Consider the following 18685-nt stretch of genomic DNA (forward strand, 5'->3'; position numbering starts at 1 on the left):
TAAATCTTACCGGCGGCTTCTCTCTCTGCGACTTCTTTGTCGAGCAGCGCAATATGCTGAGCCATCAGCTCGCGGCAGTGTGCTGCCAGCTCGCGCACCTGATCTTTACCGTATTTGCTGGTATCAACGGGTGGCAACATCTCGACAATCACCAGCCCGTTATTCAGGCGGTTAAGATTAATCTTATTAGAAGTATTGGAAACGCACACAGGAATAATTGGAACACCTGCCGCAATTGCGGCATGAAACGCCCCGGTTTTAAACGGCAGCAGGCCACGGCCGCGGCTGCGCGTTCCTTCCGGGAACATCCAGATTGAGATTTTGCGCTTTTTAAAATGGTTCACCACTTCCGCAATAGTGCTGTGCGCTTTTGCACGGTTATTACGATCGATCAGCAGGTTGCCGGTAAGCCAGTACAGCTGACCGAAAAACGGGATCCACAGCAGGCTTTTTTTCCCCACCGTCACGGTCGGCGGAAGGACAATATTGGAGGCCGTCACCATATCGTAGTTGTTCTGATGGTTAGCGATATAGATGGCGTTACCGAAATTCTCCGCCCCTTCAGGCAGACGTTTTTCAACCTTCAGACCGAACAGTGGCGCCAGACGACCGAACATATGACCAAAAGTGGCAACATGCTTCGGATTACGCGGGCTGAACAGGCAATAAACAGAGCCGAAAACACAGACCAGAATGCAGTAGATAACGGTAAGAATGAGACGAACAATGTATAGCATAGCGACCTCTGAAGCCCTGACAGCTGACAATTATACTTCACCTGTGGCCAGGTAAGGACTTTATTACGAGCGCGTATTGTTAATCGCAACGCACGAATTAACAACGATTTTACGGGAAATTTTATTGAAATTCCCCCTCCGGACAGAGGGGGGATATCACGACATCACTCTTCGCTGTCACCCGCGGAGCTGCGTGCAGGAGAGTCAATCTCCACGCGGTCGATACGCTGCAGGCCGCGCATCAGCGAGCCGCGGCGACCGCGCTCACCCACCACTTTCTGCAGCTCTTCCGGACGAAGTTTGATTTTACGCTTGCCGACATGGATGGTCAGCGTGCTCTGCGGCGGCAGAAGGAAGAGGTGCGCCAGGCCATCTTCGCCTTTCGCGGCTTCCGCCGACGGGATGTTGATGATCTTGTTGCCCTTGCCTTTTGACAGCTCCGGCAGATCGCTGACCGGGAACATCAGCATACGTCCGGCGGTGGTGATCGCCAGCAGCATGTCGCTTTCGTTCTCGATCACCAGCGGCGGCATCACGTGAGCGTTGTCCGGCAGGCTAATCAGCGCCTTACCGGCACGGTTACGCGAGACCAGATCGTTAAAGGTACAGATAAAGCCGTAACCCGCATCAGAGGCCAGCAGCAGTTTCTGGTCATCGGCTTCCATCAGCATATGGTCAACCGTCGCCCCCGGCGGCAGCGTCAGCTTACCGGTCAGCGGTTCGCCCTGCCCGCGCGCGGATGGCAGCGTAATCGGGTCGATGGCGTAGCTGCGACCGGTGGAGTCGATAAACGCCACCGGCTGGTTGCTCTTACCTTTCACCGCCGCTTTGAAGCTGTCGCCCGCCTTGTAGCTGAGCCCCGGCGCGTCGATATCGTGCCCCTTGGCGCTGCGCACCCAGCCGCTCTGCGACAGGACAATGGTCACCGGCTCGGACGGCTGCATGTCGTGCTCGTTCATCGCCTTCGCTTCTTCGCGCTCGTGCAGCGGAGAACGGCGGTCGTCACCAAACGCGTCGGCATCGGCCTGCAGCTCTTTTTTCAGCAGGGTATTCATCTTGCGTTCGGACGCGAGGATCGCCTGCAGCTGATCGCGCTCTTTTTCCAGCTCGTTCTGCTCACCGCGGATCTTCATCTCTTCCAGTCTGGCGAGATGGCGCAGCTTCAGTTCGAGGATCGCTTCGGCCTGGGTTTCGCTGATGCCAAAACGCGACATCAGTGCAGGCTTCGGCTCGTCCTCGGTACGGATGATCTCAATCACCTCGTCGATATTGAGAAACGCCACCAGCAAACCTTCGAGGATATGCAGGCGCTTAAGCACTTTCTCCAGACGATGGTTCAGACGACGGCGAACCGTATCGCGGCGGAACGTCAGCCATTCGGTGAGGATCTCCAGCAGGTTTTTCACCGCCGGGCGTCCGTCGAGGCCAATCATGTTCAGGTTGATGCGGTAGCTTTTTTCCAGATCGGTGGTGGCAAACAGGTGGTTCATCACCTGCTCCATGTCCACACGGTTAGAGCGCGGCACAATCACCAGACGGGTCGGGTTTTCGTGGTCGGACTCGTCGCGCAGGTCATCCACCATCGGCAGCTTTTTGTTGCGCATCTGGGCGGCGATCTGCTCCAGCACTTTAGCGCCGGAGACCTGATGCGGCAGCGCGGTGATCACCACGGCGCCGTCCTCTTTGGTCCACACCGCGCGCATGCGCACGGAGCCGCGACCGTTCTGGTAAATTTTACGGATTTCCGCGCGTGAGGTGATGATCTCGGCTTCGGTCGGGAAGTCCGGCCCCTGCACGATATCCAGCAGCTCATCCAGCGAGGTTTTCGGTTGCTCAATCAGGGTGATGGCGGCATTCGCCACTTCACGCAGGTTGTGCGGCGGAATGTCCGTCGCCATACCAACGGCGATACCGGTGGTCCCGTTCAGCAGGATGTTCGGCAGACGCGCAGGCAGCATCTTCGGCTCCTGCAGCGTACCGTCGAAGTTTGGCACCCAGTCAACGGTGCCCTGCCCCAACTCGCCCAGCAGCACTTCGGCATATTTAGACAGACGGGATTCGGTATAACGCATCGCCGCGAAGGATTTCGGATCGTCCGGCGCCCCCCAGTTCCCCTGACCATCCACCAGCGGATAGCGGTACGAGAACGGCTGGGCCATCAGCACCATCGCTTCATAACAGGCGCTGTCACCGTGCGGATGGTATTTACCCAGTACGTCACCGACGGTACGGGCGGATTTCTTGAACTTGGCGGTAGCATTCAGCCCCAGTTCGGACATCGCATACACGATGCGGCGCTGTACGGGCTTCAGGCCATCCCCGATAAACGGCAACGCCCTGTCCATGATGACGTACATGGAGTAGTTCAGGTAGGCGTTTTCCGTGAATTCATGTAGCGCGAGGCGCTCTGCCATATCGCTCATTACGTGTGATTCCTCAACTCAGAAACCGATGGGTTTCAGGCAATATTGCCGCAGATACTACCCTATCTGACGAGTTGAGTCACAAAGAAAAAGGGCCGCTCAGGCGGCCCTTTCCGGGTTATTTGTTCAGCTTAATGATCTGCTTCACGTCGATTTCAAAATCGTTCCACTCTTTATCGACCTTGCCCTGGATTTCAACTTTATCCTGCGGGGTGACGGTCACGCCGTTCCAGCGCTTGTGGTCAATCTCCACATTTACCGTGCCGGTCTCATCGCGGAAGGTGTAGCGGTCGTCGGACAGACGCTGGGTAATGTTCCCGCGCAGCTTCACCCAGCTGTCATCTTTCATCTCTTTAACCTTCACCGCGGTGGTGAGGTTCGCGTCATTATCAACAAACCCGCCTGTCTGCGCGTGAGTCTGAGTTTGCGTGGCTGACGGGCCGTTAAATCCGCCCTGGGCAGCAAAAACAGGGGCAGTGGTCATCATCATGATGGCAGCAATCGCAGCGAATTTTTTCATATTAACTCTCCCTTTAATCTGGTTTCGCAAACCATTTAACAGGGTAATCCTTAACAACTTCTTAAGGGGAAAATTTATTTATTTTTACTGTACAGCAGGCGGATTCAGAGGGTTTACTGACGGCATCAAGGAGGGAATATGCGCATTTTACTGGTAGAAGACGACAAGCTCATTGGCGACGGCATCAAAACGGGCTTAAGCAAAATGGGCTTTAGCGTGGACTGGTTTACCGATGGAAAAACCGGCCAGGCCGCACTCTACTCTGCACCTTACGATGCCGTGGTGCTGGACCTGACGTTGCCGGAAATCGACGGTCTTCAGATCCTGCGCGCATGGCGAGAAAGCGGCCGCAGCGAACCGGTATTGATCCTGACCGCGCGGGATGCGCTTAACCAGCGCGTCGAAGGGTTGCGCCTGGGCGCGGATGATTATCTCTGTAAGCCGTTCGCGCTGATCGAAGTGGGGGTCCGCCTCGAAGCGCTGGTCCGCCGCAGCCACGGCCAGACGCGCAGCGAGCTGCGCCACGGAAAGGTCACTCTCGACCCGACAAGCCTCGTCGCCACGCTGGAGGGGGAAACGCTGACGCTCAAGCCCAAAGAGTTCGCCCTGCTGGAGCTGCTGATGCGCAATGCCGGCCGCGTGCTGCCGCGCAAAGCGATCGAAGAGAAGCTCTACACCTGGGACGACGACGTCTCCAGCAATGCGGTGGAAGTCCATGTCCACCATCTGCGCCGCAAGCTTGGCAGCGAGTTTATCCGCACCGTGCACGGCATCGGCTATACCCTGGGTGACGCATGAAACTGACGCAACGCCTGAGCCTGAAGCTGCGCCTGACGCTCCTCTTTTTAGCGCTCTCCCTGACAGCATGGTTTGCCGCCAGTCTGGTGGCCTGGCAGCAGACGACCCACAAGCTGGATAAGCTGTTTGATACCCAGCAGATGCTGTTCGCCAAACGGCTGCTGACGATGGATCTGGACGAGATCCGTGCCCCTGAGCGCATGCGCGAGATCCCGAAAAAAGTGAAACATGGTCGTCTGGATGACGACGCGCTGGCTTTCGCCATTTATGCCGTCGACGGCAAAATGATCCTCAACGACGGCGAAAACGGGCGCGATATCCCGTATCACTATCGTCGCGACGGGTTTGATAACGGAAGGCTTAAAGACGATAACGATGAATGGCGTTTCTTATGGCTGACGTCACCCGACGGGAAATACCGCGTGGTGATCGGCCAGGAGTGGGAGTACCGCCAGGAGATGGCGCTGGACGTGGTCAGTTCACAGCTCACGCCCTGGCTGGTGGCGCTGCCGGTGATGCTGCTGTTGCTGATTGTCCTCCTGAGCCGGGAACTGAAGCCGCTGAAAAAGCTGGCCCAGACCCTGCGCGCCCGCTCGCCGGATGCCACCGATACTCTGCCGACGCAGGGTGTCCCTGCGGAAGTGCGCCCCCTGCTTGACGCGCTGAATCATCTCTTCGCACGTACCCAGGAGATGATGATCCGCGAGCGTCGTTTTACCTCCGATGCCGCTCACGAGCTGCGCAGCCCACTGGCGGCCCTGAAAGTGCAAACTGACGTGGCGCAACTCTCTCTGGATGACCCGCAGGCGCAGGAAAAAGCACTTTCGCAGCTTCATGCGGGGATCGACCGCGCCTCCCGGCTGGTGGATCAGCTTCTTACGCTCTCGCGTCTGGATTCGCTGGACAATCTGGAAGATGTCGAACCCATCACGATGGCCGATTTACTGCAGTCAGCGGTGCTGGATATCTGGCATCCGGCTCAGCAGGCGGGCACGGATATTCGCCTGAACATTCATGCCCCGGAGGTGACACGCACGGGTCAGCCACTGCTGATGAGCCTGCTGGTACGTAACCTGCTGGATAACGCGATTCGCTACAGCCCGCGCGGCAGCGTGGTGGACGTGACGCTGGATACCCGGAGCTTCACCGTGCGCGACAACGGCCCGGGTATTTCCCCCGAGGCGCTGGCGCGTATCGGCGAGCGGTTTTATCGCCCGCCCGGCCAGGATGCTACGGGCAGCGGGCTGGGCTTATCCATTGTGAAACGTATTGCTGCGCTACATGGACTGCGTGTCTCGCTGAACAATGCGCCGGAAGGGGGCCTGGAAGTCAGGGTCAGCTGGTAGGATATTATTGCGTTTAATGCAAAAGACTTTGCACATTTTGCTCATTTTACCGTCCCGCCCTCGCGCGTAGAATACTCGCCATACTCTCATCGACGAGGACAAATAATGAGCAACATTCTGATTATCAACGGCGCGAAAGAGTTCGCGCACTCGAAAGGCCAGCTGAATGACACCCTGACCGAGGTCGCGGACGGTTTCCTGCGCGACGCCGGGCATGATGTTAAGGTCGTGCGCGCGGACAGCGATTACGATGTGAAAGCCGAAGTGCAGAACTTCCTGTGGGCTGACGTGGTGATCTGGCAGATGCCTGGCTGGTGGATGGGCGCACCGTGGACCGTGAAAAAATACATGGACGATGTCTTCACTGAAGGTCACGGCTCGCTGTATGCCAGCGACGGCCGCACCCGCTCAGATGCGTCTAAAAAATACGGTTCCGGCGGCCTGATTCAGGGCAAAAAATATATGCTGTCGCTCACCTGGAACGCCCCGCTGGAAGCTTTTACCGAGAAAGATCAGTTCTTCGAAGGGGTGGGCGTTGACGGCGCGTACCTGCCGTTCCACAAGGCTAACCAGTTCCTGGGCATGGATCCGCTGCCGACCTTTATCGTCAACGACGTGATTAAAATGCCTGATGTCCCGCGCTATATCGCAGAATATCGCAAGCATCTCGCGGAAATTTTTGCTTAACTGGTAACCTGGAATTAAAGGAGTAGTCACAATGCTTACCGTTATTGCAGAAATCCGTACTCGTCCAGGTCAACATCACCGCCAGGCGGTGCTGGATCAGTTCGCGAAAATTATCCCGACCGTACTGAAAGAAGAAGGCTGCCACGGCTACGCGCCGATGGTGGATGCCGCCACTCACGCCAGCTTCCAGGCGACCGCACCGGACTCGATCATCATGGTTGAGCAGTGGGAAACCGTCGCGCACCTTGAAGCGCATCTGCAGACCGCGCACATGAAAGCGTGGAGTGATGCCGTGAAAGGTGACGTGCTGGAAACCCACATCCGCATTCTGGAGCAAGGGGTTTAAATTTGTGGAATTTGCCAGGTGGCACTGCGTTTACCCGGCCTACAAAACCTGAACCGTAGGCCCGGTAAGCGCCAGCGCCACCGGGCTTTGTTGTTTTTAGCTGCTTTTCTTCCCCGGTTTTAACCCACGGTGTAGCTCGTTAATGCGCTTCATGGACCTGATGGTGCGCTGCGGCTCGGTGGCGGCGACGGATAAAATGAGCATCTCCAGACACAGCAGCACCGTGCCATGGAGCGGAATTTTACCCTTTTCACCGCCGCGCGGGACGTGGATCACTACGCTTGCCTCTTTACTGAAACGTGAGTCCAGCGCGTTGGTCAGCAAAATGGTGGGGATGCCCAGACGTTTCGCTTCACGCAGCGTTGTTTGCCCTTCCCGGTGCGCGGATTTCTGCGCCATCATCACCAGCACGTCACCGCGCTGAAGCGCTATCAGCTGTTCAGCAAGGCCTATCCCGGTGCGATTAAGCGGCGTGGCGGGCAGCCCCATCCGGCTGAACAACCTGGCGGTGTACTCAGCCAGAATGCCGGAGGCGCCAATCCCAAACAGGGCGACCTGCCTCGCCTGTGCCAGCAGTGAGACCGCCTGGGCCATCGCGTAGCGGTTGTGCGGTTGCGACAACACCTCGCAGGTGTGCTGGTGCCCTTCCAGCACAAAATCGATACTCGCATTCACGTCGCTGGTGAGCGTATTGACCGTAGAGGAGATTTTTTCGCTCGAGGTCACCACCGGACCAAACCACTGCTCCAGGGTCTGCTTGAGATCGCGCAGTCCGGCAAAGCCCAGCGCCTGGATCGCGCGGACCACCGTGGCGTCTGACGTTTTAAGCTGCGTGGCGATCTCCATTGCCGTCTGCTCCATCACCGCTTCGCGATTGTCATGAATATAGCGGGCGACCTGCAGCAGACGCGGCGTCAGCTGATGCGCCCGCGCGCGAAAACGTTCGCCATAAACATCCACGCGACCTTTCTCTTTGCGGATCACCGTGATGCCTCCGGCAGCGGACGCCCGGCAATCTGCGACTGTACCTGCGCGGCCATCAGCCCTAACGAGGCGAACGAATTCGAGATGGCCTCCTCGCGCGAGATCAGCACGTAGTGTCCGGTCCGGCAGGCGTTCAGGAACTGGCACCAGCCCGGCATCACGGCATCCATTGCCGCCAGCTCATCCTGCGGTTTTCCGCCGGTGTCCCCGCGCCAGGTAGCAAAGACAAAATCGGCATCCAGCTCCGGCAGGCGCTCGGCGCTGACGTCAATGCGCCCTCCGTCCGGGATGCTCTCAATCAACGGCGGGAATGTGAATCCTGCGTCGCGCAGCACGCGTCCAAGCGAGTGGTAGCTGTGCATGGCGTTAATTTTCCCCTGGTTGGCCTGAATGACCGACACGGTGATATGGCGGGTGTCGAGGGTTGCCTTCAGCGCTTTGATTTGTTCCTGATAACGGCGCTCCAGGATTTTCAGCCGCGCCTGCGTACCGGTAAGCTGCGCCAGCTTGCGGTAGATTTCCGGCGCACCGCCGTCGAGGTGATCGATGCTCACCGTCGGGGCAATTTTCGCAAGCTGTTCCACCGGCGTATTACGGGTTGGCTCGGTAATGATCAGGTCAGGTTTGGCGGCGGCAATGGCTTCAATGTCGATATCGGCCGTGCCGATAAATTTGATGTCGGAGTTATCGAAATCGACACCCGTTAACATACCGCTGGAGCGCAGAAAGTGGCTACCGTCCGGGCGCGTGCGGCCATGGCTTGCGACCGGTAGCACGCCAAGCTCAATCAGCGGAATGGTGATATCCAGATCATGCAGCGAGACGATCCGCTTTGGGTGAAGCGGCACAACAACCTTACGTCCCAAATCGTCGGTAAATGTTTGAGTCGGCTCCGCCGCACTCACTGCAAACCCCACCAGCAACAGCATCGAAAAAAGTACGCGCATTATCGTCCTCTAAAATCTGTCCCGGCGCTGCCAGAGCAGCAGCAGGAAAAACGGTCCGCCAATTAATGAAATGACAATGCCCGCCGGGAGCTGCAGCGGGAGGAATGCCAGCCGTCCAATGTTATCCGCCAGCAGCACCAGCAGCGCTCCCAGCACGGCACTGCCCGTCAGGAGCGCGGTTTGACCACCGCGCAGCAGCAGGCGCGCCATGTGCGGGGCAATCAGCCCCACGAAGCCAATACTGCCCACGCAGGAGACGCAGGCCGCCGTCAGCACCACCGGGGCAAGAACCCGCAGCAGCGCCAGCCGGGTGGTACGAATCCCAAGGCCCGTTGCCGTCTGGTTGCCGAGCAACGCCACGTCCGCGGCACGGGCGGTAAACAGCAGCAGCGCAAACGCGGGGACAGTCCAGAGCGCGGCCAGCCCCACCAGCGTCCAGTTTGCCGCATGCAGGCTTCCCGCCAGCCACAGCATCGCCGTCTGCACGTCGCGCACGTCAGCGGTGGTGATAAAAACCCCCATTGCCGCGGCAAAGGCCCACGACACGCCAATACCGATCAGAATAAATCGCGGGCGCGAGATATCCCGCGCCAGGGCTATCACCAGCAGCGCGGTGAGCAGCCCCCCGGCCATCCCGACCAGCGGACGCCACGCCAGGCTCAGCGCCGGGAACTGAAAAATCAGCAGCAGTACCGCTGCGCTACAGCCCTCTTTCACGCCGATCAGTCCCGGATCGGCCAGGCCATTGCGGGTGATGGACTGCATGGCCGCCCCTGCCATGCCGAGCATTGCGCCGCACAGGATCGCCATCAGCAGACGCGGCAGACGGATGTCCATCACGATGTAGCGCGTCTCTGTCGTCAGACTTTCAGGCATAAACAGCGCGCGTCCGATGGCGGAGCTGGGAATAGGCAGGGAACCGTGCGTCAGGCCAAAACCGGTCAGCAGGCAGGCGGCCAGCGTCAGGATGGCAAGACACGCCAGCGCCTTTGGACGAACCAGCGCCGAGAAGGTGCCAACGCGCAACGCACGCAGTCCGGCGCGGTTCATTTAAACATCCTCGACGCCATGAAGATAAAGACGGGGGCGCCAACCAGGGCAGTCATGATGCCGGTTGCCAGCTCCCAGGGCGTAAACAGCGTCCGGGCCGCAATATCCGCCAGCAGCAGAACCAGCGCGCCGCACAGCGCAGACAGCGGCACCATCACCCGCAGATCGACCGACACCAGACGGCGAATGAGCTGCGGCACCACAAGGCCAATAAAGCCAATCGGTCCGGCAATGGAGACGGCCGCGCCGCAGAGCAGCGCGATAGCCAGCAGAGCGAGCAGACGGGTTTTCAGCAGCGATACGCCAAGCCCCTGCGCCATGTTGTCGCCAAGCGCCAGCATATTGAGCGAAGGCGACAGCGCAAGAGCGAGAACAAAACCGGCGGTGGCGGCCCACAGGGCGCTCTGCAGCGTCTGTACATTGACCCCGGCGACATCACCCGCCAGCCAGGTGCGCAGGGAGAGCAGCGTTTGTTCGTCCAAAATCAGCACGGCGGCGGTCACTGACGAGGCAAAGGCCGACATCGCGACGCCGCACAGGGTGACTTTCATCGGCGTGAGTCCGGTCCGCCCGGAAGAGGAGAACACCAGTACCAGCAAAAACAGCGTGGCGGCACCGGCAGCGGCAACAAGCGGCTGCCCCACTGGCAGGGTCAGGCCCAGCGCGCTCGTCAGCACCACCGCCAGCGCCGCCCCGGCATTGAGCCCGAGAATATGCGGCTCAGCCAGCGTGTTGCGGATGACCGACTGTAATAATACCCCCGCCACGCCCAGCGCCGCGCCAACGATCGTGGCCGCCATCAGGCGTAACAGGCGCAGCCTGATGATGATGTTATGGTCGAAATTGTGCGGGTCGAAAGCGAAAAAGGCCTGAGCCACTGTCCAGGGCGGAATAACGCGCGCGCCAGTTCCCAGATGGGCAATCGCGCCCGCCGTCAGCAGTAAGGCAAAAAGGATAAACGCCAGAGAGGTGCGGATCATTTTTCAGCGACCTGGCGAAACGGCATAAAGAACGGTTTGCCGGTCAACGGGTTGATGGACATATGCACGTCGACATCGAACACCGCTTTAATAAGTTCTGGCGTACAAACGTCCCCCTCATGCAATACCCCCTCCACCTTTCCCTGGCGTAAAAAGACCAGCGTATCGCCATAGTTCACGGCGAAGTTAAGGTCGTGCAACACCACCAGCACGGTACGCCCGTGCTCACGCGTCAGCGTATGTAGCAGTTCGAGGATCTCCACCTGGTAGCGAAGATCGAGAAAGGTGGTGGGTTCATCCAGCAGGATATACGGCGTTTGCTGCGCCAGCGCCATCGCGATCCAGCAGCGCTGTCGCTGACCGCCGGACAGGCTTTCTACCGGCATATGGGCAAACGCTGCCGTACCGGTCAGGCGCAGGGCCTCTTCCACCGCCAGTTCATCCTCTTCGCTCCACTGGCGCATAACGTTTTGCCAGGGATAACGCCCGCGCGAGACCAGTTCAAAAACTGTTAACCCTTCCGGCAACAGCGGGGACTGCGGCAGAATGCCAAGCTGACGGGCGACCGCTTTGGTCGGCTGCTCATGAATGGCTTTGCCGTCCAGCAGCGCGGCCCCCCCAAGCGGCCGCAGCAGCCGCGCGATAGTGCTCAACAGCGTGGATTTCCCGCAGCCGTTCGCTCCTACCAGCACCGTCATTTTCTGCTGAGGGATCGCAAGGGAGAGCCCATCAATGATGATTTTTTTCTGATACCCCGCAGAGAGGTTCTCCAGAACCAGTCCCGGTTTGTTTGTGTTGTGAGCCACGTGAACGCCAACGTAGTGAAAAGCCAATAAATAAAAATAAAACTCATTCTCTTTTGAGAAGTTTGACGCTGCGCCCTGTAGTAGTCAAGTGAAGAAACACCCTGTAGACACCAGGGGAAAACGGACAAACAAGCGAGCTCTGAGAGCTTTATATCAACTTTATTTTCAATAAATTAACTCTGTCGCCGTTACGCTTTATCTCCTTCTTTCTTGCTGTAGTCGATTTATGCTTTTTCCCATTTACTACTACATCCCCTCATGATTGAATGATTCTCAATTACATGTCCGATGCCAGTTCTGGCTAACGGGCAGACCGTAAGGGGCAATGACTCACACATTCTTCCGCGAAACGTCTTTTGCGGAATATTTCGGGATAACAGATGTAATGGCTACGTTCACACCTTCACTCTCTGGGGTAAAAGGGCGCGCGCTCTTTTCACTGCTGTTTATGGCGCCGCTGGTGCAGGCAGCAGACACCACCACGGCTAAAGACGGCGAAACGCTGACCGTCACGGCCGATCCAACTACTACGGCGGACGCCACGAATGGCTACCAGCCGCTGAATACCTCCACCGCCACGCTAACCAACATGCCGATGCTGGATATCCCGCAGGTGGTGAATACCGTCAGCGATAAGGTGCTTCAGGATCAGCACGCCACCACGCTGGATGAAGCGCTCTACAACGTCAGCAACGTGGTGCAAACCAACACGCTGGGCGGCACGCAGGATGCGTTTGTGCGCCGCGGGTTTGGCGCGAACCGTGACGGCTCGATCATGACCAACGGTCTGCGCACCGTGCTGCCACGCAGCTTCAATGCCGCAACCGAGCGCGTGGAAGTGCTGAAAGGCCCGGCCTCAACGCTTTATGGCATTCTCGATCCCGGCGGGCTGATTAACGTGGTCACCAAACGCCCGGAACAGCGCTTCGGCGGGTCGATTTCTGCCACTTCTTCCAGCTTTGGCGGCGGCACCGGACAGGTTGACGTCACCGGCCCGATTGACGGCACGCGGCTGGCGTATCGCCTCACGGGCGAATATCAGGACGAGGATTACTGGCGTAATTTTGGTAACGAACGCAGCACCTTTATCGCTCCGTCGCTCACCTGGTTTGGTGACGATGCCACCGTGACCGTGCTCTATTCCCATCGCGACTATAAGACGCCGTTCGATCGCGGGACGATCTTCGATCTCAACACCAAACAGCCGGTAAACGTGGATCGTAAAACCCGCTTTGACGAGCCGTTTAATATCACCGACGGGCAGTCTGACCTCGCCCAGCTCAACGCGGAATATCGTCTCAACAGCCAGTGGACCGCAAAGTTTGACTACAGCTACAGTCAGGATAAATACAGCGATAATCAGGCCCGCGTGATGGCCTATGATTCAAAAACCGGCAACCTGACCCGCCGCGTGGATGCCACCCAGGGATCGACCCAGCGCATGCACAGCACCCGCGCGGATCTGCAGGGGAATGTGGATATTGCTGGTTTTTACAATGAGATCCTGACCGGCGTGTCGTATGAAAATTACGATCTGCTGCGCACGGACATGATGCGCTGTAAAAACGTGAAAGATTTCAATATCTACCATCCGACGTATGGCAAACTCGGCAAATGCACCACCGTGTCGGCGTCCGACAGCGATCAGACGCTCAAGCAGGAGAGCTACTCGGCCTACGCGCAGGATGCCCTGTACCTGACCGACAACTGGATCGCCGTCGCCGGGCTGCGCTATCAGTATTACACCCAGTACGCAGGCAAAGGTCGTCCGTTCAACGTCAACACTGACAGCCGCGACGAGCAGTGGACGCCAAAGCTGGGGCTGGTTTACAAGCTCACGCCATCCGTCTCGCTGTTTGCCAACTACTCACAAACATTTATGCCGCAGTCGTCGATTGCGAGCTACATCGGTGACCTGCCACCAGAAACGTCGAATGCCTATGAAGTGGGTGCAAAATTCGATCTGTTCGACGGGATTACCGCCAATATCGCGCTGTTTGATATTCACAAGCGCAACGTGCTGTACACCGAGAGCATTGGCGGGGAAACCATCGCCAAAACCGCGGGACGCGTGCGCTCTCAGGGCGTGGAGGTGGATCTTGCCGGGTCGCTGACCGAGAACACCAATATCATCGCCAGCTATGGCTATACCGACGCGAAAGTGCTGGAAGATCCGGACTATGCCGGCAAACCGCTGCCGAACGTGCCGCGACATACCGGCTCCCTGTTCCTGACCTACGATATTCATAATGCGTTTGCCGGGAATACCCTGACGCTGGGCGGCGGCGGGCATGGCGTGAGCCGTCGTTCAGCGACCAACGGGGCGGATTATTATCTGCCGGGCTATTTCGTGGCGGATGCGTTTGCGGCGTACAAGATGAAGCTGCAGTATCCGGTGACGCTGCAGGTCAACGTGAAGAACTTGTTTGATAAGACTTACTACACCTCATCTATCGCCACCAACAATCTGGGTAACCAGATAGGCGACCCGCGCGAAGTGCAGTTTACGGTGAAGATGGAGTTTTGATGTCAGTGCGGGGTGTTCCCTAACCCTCAGGGGATTGATCGTAGGCCCGGTAAGCGCAGCGCCACCGGGCAAAAAAAAGCCCTGCATCGCAGGGCTTTTTCAGCATCAGGCCTCAATATCCGCCATATCGCCTTTCTCCTGCAACCAGTTACGACGGTCTTCCGAACGTTTCTTGGCAAGGAGCATATCCATCATGGCGTTGGTCTGCTGTTCGTCTTCGTCGCTGATCGTCAGCTGTACCAGACGGCGGGTGTTCGGATCCAGCGTCGTTTCGCGCAGCTGCATCGGGTTCATCTCGCCCAGCCCTTTAAAGCGCTGTACGTTAGGCTTGCCCTTCTTACGCTTAAGCTGTTCCAGCACGCCCGCTTTCTCTTCTTCCGTCAGCGCGTAGTACACCTCTTTGCCGAGATCGATACGGTATAGCGGCGGCAGCGCCACGTAGACATGACCGTTTTTCACCAGCGTACGGAAGTGTTTCACAAACAGCGCGCACAGCAGCGTAGCGATGTGCAGACCATCGGAGTCCGCATCCGCGAGGATACAGATCTTGCCGTAGCGCAGCTGGCTCAGATCGTCACTGTCAGGATCGATGCCGATCGCCACCGAGATATCGTGCACTTCCTGCGAGGCCAGCACTTCATCAGACGAGACCTCCCAGGTGTTCAGGATCTTACCCTTGAGCGGCATGATCGCCTGATATTCGCGATCGCGCGCCTGCTTGGCCGATCCCCCTGCCGAGTCCCCTTCCACGAGGAACAGTTCGGTACGGTTGAGATCCTGCGCGGTACAGTCCGCCAGCTTACCCGGCAGCGCAGGGCCGCTGGTCAGCTTTTTACGCACCACTTTCTTGGCCGCACGCAGACGACGCTGGGCGCTGGAGATGGCCATTTCGGCCAGCATCTCTGCCGCCTGCACGTTCTGGTTCAGCCACAGGGTAAACGCATCTTTCACCACGCCGGAGACAAAGGCCGCGCACTGACGTGAAGAGAGGCGCTCTTTGGTCTGCCCGGCAAACTGCGGATCCTGCATCTTCACGGAGAGCACATAGGCGCAGCGATCCCAGATATCTTCCGCCGAGAGCTTCACGCCGCGCGGCAGGATATTGCGGTATTCGCAGAACTCGCGCATCGCATCCAGCAGACCCTGACGCAGGCCGTTGACGTGGGTCCCGCCGAGCATCGTGGGGATCAGGTTAACGTAGCTTTCGGTCAGCAGCTCGCCACCTTCCGGCAGCCAGAGCAGCGCCCAGTCCACCGCTTCGGTGTCACCGGTGAAATTACCGACGAACGGTTTTTCCGGCAGCGTCGGCAGGCCGTTTACCGCTTCGCACAGATAGTCATTAAGGCCATCTTCGTAATGCCAGCTCTGCTCGGTGTTGTTAACGTGGTCTTTGAAGGTGATTTCCACGCCAGGGCAAAGCACCGCTTTGGCTTTCAGCAGGTGCGTCAGGCGGGAAACAGAAAAACGCGGGCTGTCGAAGAAGCTTTCGTCAGGCCAGAAGTGGACGCTGGTGCCGGTGTTGCGTTTACCGCACGTGCCAACAACCTGCAGATCCTGCACCTTCTCGCCGTTCTCAAACGCGATGTTGTACACCTGACCGTCGCGACGAACGTTAACTTCCACGCGTTTCGACAGGGCGTTGACGACGGAAATGCCCACGCCGTGCAGACCACCGGAGAACTGGTAGTTTTTATTGGAGAATTTACCGCCCGCATGCAGACGACAGAGGATCAGCTCGACGGCAGGCACCCCCTCTTCCGGGTGGATATCCACCGGCATGCCGCGCCCGTCGTCGATAACTTCCAGCGACTGATCGGCATGCAGGATGACGTCAACGCGTTTGGCATGACCCGCCAGCGCTTCGTCCACACTGTTATCAATAACTTCCTGGCCCAGATGGTTTGGGCGCGTCGTATCGGTGTACATCCCCGGGCGGCGGCGAACCGGCTCTAGCCCGGTGAGGACCTCAATGGCATCTGCGTTATAGGTTTGCGTCATGATTTAAACTAGCAATTCGCATTGATTGTCAGTGGCTGTGCAGTCCAAGAAAATCGACAATCTGGGTGAAATGATTCTCAAAGCCCGTGAAAGCATGATTTCCGCCCTCTTCTATAGTCTGGCGGCAGGATGCGTAATACGCCACTGCCTGGCGGTAATCCAGCACTTCATCTCCCGTCTGTTGCAGCAGCCAGATGAGATCCGGCGCTTCAAGCGGGTCGACCTGCATAACTTTGAGATCGTAAATATGGCGTGACTCTAGCACATATTGCTGGCCGGTGTAGGGGTTCTCGTTTTCGCCAAGAAAGTCCCGCAGCAGCTCAAATGGCCGTACCGCCGGATTGACCACAACGGCCGGCAGCATGAAGCATTGCGACAGCCAGGTGGCGTAGTACCCGCCCAGCGATGAGCCGACCACACCGAATGACTCGCCGCCGTGTTCAAGCACAATAGATTCCAGCATCTCCGCGGCCTCCGCAGGATAGGGCGGCAGCTGCGGGATGATCATCTCAACGTCGGGGTGATGCTCGCTCAGCCAGTGGCGAAACTGTGTCGCCTTTGCGGAGCGCGGCGAGCTGTTGAATCCGTGCAGATAAAGAAGCGTAGACATCAGTAGCCTTCTGAAGCGGTATCCGGGCGGAATTTTGCGCCGGTCAGACGACAGACTTCCGTGGTCAGCGTGCCATCGGCATGCAGGTCCAGCCAGCGCCAGCCTGGTGCGATGGTATCCAGCGTAAAGTTGGCGCAGTGCGGTTTAAACTGCACGCAGGTCGACGGCGTCGCCAGCATACGGCGTCCATTCCAGTCGAGATCCTGTTCCTGATGAATATGTCCGCACAGCAGGTTTTTTACCCGCGGGAACTTCGCCAGTAGGTGATCCAGCGCCGCAGAGTTGCGCAGGCTGTGTTGATCGAGCCAGCTGCACCCCGCCGGCAGAGGATGATGATGAAGCAACAGCAGCGTATGACGTTCAGGCTCAGCTGCCAGTTTGGTCTCCAGCCAGTCGAGTTGAAACTCGCTTAACTCACCGTGCGGAACGCCGAATACCTGACTGTCCAGCAGCAGGATCTGCCACTGTTCACCCGCAAAAACACATTTCGCCGGAGAAATGCCCGCATCCTGAAGAGAACTGTACATCGCCGGCTGGAAATCATGGTTTCCAGGCAGCCAGACGCAAGGCACGCTAAAGCTCGCGATGCCTTCAGCGAAATGCTGGTAGGCCGCGGAGGATTGATCCTGCGCCAGATCGCCGGTTGCGACAATCAGATCGCATGCACGATTTTCAGCGTGAATGGCGCTAAGTACCGCCTGATAACTCTCCCAGGTATTGACCCCCAGCAGCGTCTCATGCTTTTCGGCAAAAAGGTGGGTATCGGTGATTTGTAATATCCTGACTGGCGCCCCACCAGCAACAGTCAGGTTCAACAGGCTTTCCAAATGGTGTCCTTAGGTAGGTTTATGACGCTAACAAACCGGAATCGCCATTGCTCCATGTGCTAAACAATACCTTAGCCAGTCGGCTAAAAACTGGTTAATTTGATGCTTTTCGTCGCGTTGATGCAACTTTTTATTCGGATAATCATACCGCGCCTTGAAACGAAAGATCTGCTGACTTGAACACACTTCAGCGACCATCGCGTCGTGATAGAGGCGCACCGTCATCGACGGCAGGCTCCAGTAACTGATGCTGGGGGCCGTTTGCTCAATCTCCACCAGCGTAGTGTAGCGCGTTGATTCTGTTATCGTTAACCGATACTGCGCATTGCTCACCTGATAGCTTACCGTTTCGCCGGGTGCGTCGTTTCTCGGCAGCAGGCGGCGCAATTGTGCGAAATTGGTTTCGCACAGGCGCATCATTTCTGGGAAGTCAGGCGTATAGCGCTTCATTTTTTCCACTCGTTTCGTAATGTCTGATAATGCAGCTGTAGCCATTGCAGGGCGATGACAGACGCTGCGTTGTCGATTTTCCCCTCTTCTACCCACTGATAAGCCTGTTCCCGGCTCACCACATGAACCCGAATATCTTCGTTTTCATCTGCCAGACCGTGGATCCCTTCCGCCGTCGTGGCGTCCACTTCGCCAACCATAATGGACAAGCGCTCGCTGGTGCCCCCCGGGCTTGCCAGATAGCTCAACACCGGTTTGGTGCGGCCCACCACCAGCCCCGCCTCTTCCAGCGCCTCGCGCCGGGCGACGTCCTCGACCGACTCACCTTCTTCGATCATCCCGGCCACCATTTCCAGCAACCACGGGCTTTCACTGACGTCATAAGCGGCGATGCGGATCTGCTCCACCAGTACAACTTCGTCACGCACTGGGTCAAAGGGTAGCAAGACTGCCGCATGGCCGCGCTCAAAAATTTCGCGTCGGATTTCGCCGCTCATTTCACCGTTAAACAGGCGATGCCGGAAACGGTAAAGTTCCATCGAAAAAAAACCGCTATAAAGCGTTTCTCGTGCAATAATTTCTACATCGTTTTTGGCGAATGTCACGGGCAACTTTTCTGGTTTTTGCATGAGTCGGGTCCTGGTAGCAA

The 18685-nt window shown here is 57.8% G+C and carries 18 protein-coding genes; 5 read left to right on the forward strand and 13 right to left on the reverse strand.

What is annotated here, in order from left to right; all coding sequences use genetic code 11:
* The 3 genes from plsC to LDK53_RS05410 all read right to left on the reverse strand — a co-directional run.
* Positions 1 to 737 (reverse strand): 1-acylglycerol-3-phosphate O-acyltransferase (gene plsC / locus LDK53_RS05400; protein ID WP_025758488.1); only part of this gene is annotated, 737 nt, incomplete at its 3' end.
* Between the two features lie 164 nt (positions 738 to 901).
* Complete coding sequence (parC, locus tag LDK53_RS05405; RefSeq protein WP_045285901.1) at positions 902 to 3160, reverse strand: DNA topoisomerase IV subunit A; 2259 nt, start codon at positions 3158 to 3160, stop codon at positions 902 to 904.
* A gap of 118 nt (positions 3161 to 3278) precedes the next feature.
* Positions 3279 to 3680: a YgiW/YdeI family stress tolerance OB fold protein gene (locus LDK53_RS05410; protein WP_025758490.1), complete on the reverse strand. Its 402-nt coding sequence runs from the start codon at positions 3678 to 3680 to the stop codon at positions 3279 to 3281.
* A gap of 138 nt (positions 3681 to 3818) precedes the next feature.
* Here LDK53_RS05410 and qseB point away from each other — a divergent pair, with 138 nt between their 5' ends.
* The 4 genes from qseB to LDK53_RS05430 all read left to right on the forward strand — a co-directional run bounded on the left by qseB (position 3819) and on the right by LDK53_RS05430 (position 6857).
* On the forward strand, positions 3819 to 4478 hold the full coding sequence (gene qseB, locus LDK53_RS05415; RefSeq protein ID WP_225284853.1) for a quorum sensing response regulator transcription factor QseB: 660 nt from the start codon (positions 3819 to 3821) through the stop codon (positions 4476 to 4478).
* Positions 4475 to 5824: a quorum sensing histidine kinase QseC gene (gene qseC / locus LDK53_RS05420; protein ID WP_088244375.1), complete on the forward strand. Its 1350-nt coding sequence runs from the start codon at positions 4475 to 4477 to the stop codon at positions 5822 to 5824. The genes qseB and qseC overlap by 4 nt, the downstream gene beginning before the upstream one ends.
* 105 nt (positions 5825 to 5929) lie before the next feature.
* On the forward strand, positions 5930 to 6511 hold the full coding sequence (locus LDK53_RS05425) for an NAD(P)H-dependent oxidoreductase (protein ID WP_008502985.1): 582 nt from the start codon (positions 5930 to 5932) through the stop codon (positions 6509 to 6511).
* Between the two features lie 31 nt (positions 6512 to 6542).
* Entirely contained in the window at positions 6543 to 6857 is a 315-nt protein-coding gene (locus tag LDK53_RS05430; protein ID WP_025758496.1) for a putative quinol monooxygenase, read from the forward strand.
* 96 nt (positions 6858 to 6953) lie between these two features.
* Here the strand turns inward: LDK53_RS05430 and LDK53_RS05435 are convergent, their stop codons facing one another.
* From LDK53_RS05435 to LDK53_RS05455, 5 genes are read right to left on the reverse strand one after another with little or no spacing between them, the layout of a single operon-like run.
* Positions 6954 to 7841 (reverse strand): MurR/RpiR family transcriptional regulator, encoded by an 888-nt coding sequence (locus LDK53_RS05435; RefSeq protein ID WP_047959473.1) that lies wholly within the window; start codon positions 7839 to 7841, stop codon positions 6954 to 6956.
* Entirely contained in the window at positions 7838 to 8788 is a 951-nt protein-coding gene (locus tag LDK53_RS05440) for an iron-siderophore ABC transporter substrate-binding protein (RefSeq protein WP_225284856.1), read from the reverse strand. The genes LDK53_RS05435 and LDK53_RS05440 overlap by 4 nt, the downstream gene beginning before the upstream one ends.
* Positions 8789 to 8797: 9 nt before the next feature.
* Positions 8798 to 9838 carry a FecCD family ABC transporter permease gene (locus LDK53_RS05445; protein WP_208283107.1) on the reverse strand — a complete coding sequence of 347 codons (1041 nt, stop codon included), beginning with the start codon at positions 9836 to 9838 and terminating at the stop codon, positions 8798 to 8800.
* Positions 9835 to 10818: a FecCD family ABC transporter permease gene (locus LDK53_RS05450; protein ID WP_225284860.1), complete on the reverse strand. Its 984-nt coding sequence runs from the start codon at positions 10816 to 10818 to the stop codon at positions 9835 to 9837. The genes LDK53_RS05445 and LDK53_RS05450 overlap by 4 nt, the downstream gene beginning before the upstream one ends.
* Positions 10815 to 11624, reverse strand: a complete 810-nt coding sequence (locus tag LDK53_RS05455; protein WP_208283109.1) for an ABC transporter ATP-binding protein — start codon at positions 11622 to 11624, stop codon at positions 10815 to 10817. Before LDK53_RS05455 ends, LDK53_RS05450 begins: the two co-directional genes overlap by 4 nt.
* A gap of 385 nt (positions 11625 to 12009) precedes the next feature.
* Between LDK53_RS05455 and LDK53_RS05460 the strand changes: the two genes are divergently transcribed.
* The gene (locus tag LDK53_RS05460; protein ID WP_225284861.1) at positions 12010 to 14151 is read left to right on the forward strand and encodes a TonB-dependent siderophore receptor; all 2142 of its coding nucleotides are present in this window, start codon (positions 12010 to 12012) and stop codon (positions 14149 to 14151) included.
* Positions 14152 to 14256: 105 nt separating this feature from the next.
* Here LDK53_RS05460 and parE read toward each other — a convergent pair whose 3' ends face one another.
* Genes parE through nudF form a run of 5 tightly spaced genes read right to left on the reverse strand, consistent with a single transcriptional unit; the run spans position 14257 to position 18665 of the window.
* Positions 14257 to 16149, reverse strand: coding sequence for a DNA topoisomerase IV subunit B (parE, locus tag LDK53_RS05465; RefSeq protein ID WP_025758507.1), 1893 nt, complete (start codon positions 16147 to 16149; stop codon positions 14257 to 14259).
* 28 nt (positions 16150 to 16177) lie between these two features.
* A complete protein-coding gene (gene yqiA, locus LDK53_RS05470; protein WP_045285909.1) occupies positions 16178 to 16759 on the reverse strand; it encodes an esterase YqiA in 582 nt (193 codons plus the stop codon).
* Positions 16759 to 17586 (reverse strand): 3',5'-cyclic-AMP phosphodiesterase, encoded by an 828-nt coding sequence (cpdA, locus tag LDK53_RS05475; RefSeq protein WP_225284862.1) that lies wholly within the window; start codon positions 17584 to 17586, stop codon positions 16759 to 16761. The genes yqiA and cpdA overlap by 1 nt, the downstream gene beginning before the upstream one ends.
* Before the next feature lie 27 nt (positions 17587 to 17613).
* Positions 17614 to 18036, reverse strand: coding sequence for a DUF1249 family protein (locus tag LDK53_RS05480; RefSeq protein ID WP_003862516.1), 423 nt, complete (start codon positions 18034 to 18036; stop codon positions 17614 to 17616).
* Complete coding sequence (gene nudF / locus LDK53_RS05485; protein WP_025758512.1) at positions 18033 to 18665, reverse strand: ADP-ribose diphosphatase; 633 nt, start codon at positions 18663 to 18665, stop codon at positions 18033 to 18035. The genes LDK53_RS05480 and nudF overlap by 4 nt, the downstream gene beginning before the upstream one ends.
* Positions 18666 to 18685 lie beyond the last annotated feature (20 nt).

This window comes from Enterobacter sp. K16B, assembly GCF_020216105.1.
Classification (GTDB): domain Bacteria; phylum Pseudomonadota; class Gammaproteobacteria; order Enterobacterales; family Enterobacteriaceae; genus Enterobacter; species Enterobacter sichuanensis.

Excerpts from the sequence above, each read along its gene's own strand:
- parC (WP_045285901.1), bottom strand. The coding sequence starts at position 3,160 with ATGAGCGATATGGCAGAGCGCCTCGCGCTACATGAATTCACGGAAAAC.
- LDK53_RS05410 (WP_025758490.1), bottom strand. The coding sequence starts at position 3,680 with ATGAAAAAATTCGCTGCGATTGCTGCCATCATGATGATGACCACTGCC.
- qseB (WP_225284853.1), top strand. The coding sequence starts at position 3,819 with ATGCGCATTTTACTGGTAGAAGACGACAAGCTCATTGGCGACGGCATC.
- qseC (WP_088244375.1), top strand. The coding sequence starts at position 4,475 with ATGAAACTGACGCAACGCCTGAGCCTGAAGCTGCGCCTGACGCTCCTC.
- LDK53_RS05425 (WP_008502985.1), top strand. The coding sequence starts at position 5,930 with ATGAGCAACATTCTGATTATCAACGGCGCGAAAGAGTTCGCGCACTCG.
- LDK53_RS05430 (WP_025758496.1), top strand. The coding sequence starts at position 6,543 with ATGCTTACCGTTATTGCAGAAATCCGTACTCGTCCAGGTCAACATCAC.
- LDK53_RS05440 (WP_225284856.1), bottom strand. The coding sequence starts at position 8,788 with ATGCGCGTACTTTTTTCGATGCTGTTGCTGGTGGGGTTTGCAGTGAGT.
- LDK53_RS05445 (WP_208283107.1), bottom strand. The coding sequence starts at position 9,838 with ATGAACCGCGCCGGACTGCGTGCGTTGCGCGTTGGCACCTTCTCGGCG.
- LDK53_RS05450 (WP_225284860.1), bottom strand. The coding sequence starts at position 10,818 with ATGATCCGCACCTCTCTGGCGTTTATCCTTTTTGCCTTACTGCTGACG.
- LDK53_RS05460 (WP_225284861.1), top strand. The coding sequence starts at position 12,010 with ATGGCTACGTTCACACCTTCACTCTCTGGGGTAAAAGGGCGCGCGCTC.
- parE (WP_025758507.1), bottom strand. The coding sequence starts at position 16,149 with ATGACGCAAACCTATAACGCAGATGCCATTGAGGTCCTCACCGGGCTA.
- yqiA (WP_045285909.1), bottom strand. The coding sequence starts at position 16,759 with ATGTCTACGCTTCTTTATCTGCACGGATTCAACAGCTCGCCGCGCTCC.
- LDK53_RS05480 (WP_003862516.1), bottom strand. The coding sequence starts at position 18,036 with ATGAAGCGCTATACGCCTGACTTCCCAGAAATGATGCGCCTGTGCGAA.
- nudF (WP_025758512.1), bottom strand. The coding sequence starts at position 18,665 with ATGCAAAAACCAGAAAAGTTGCCCGTGACATTCGCCAAAAACGATGTA.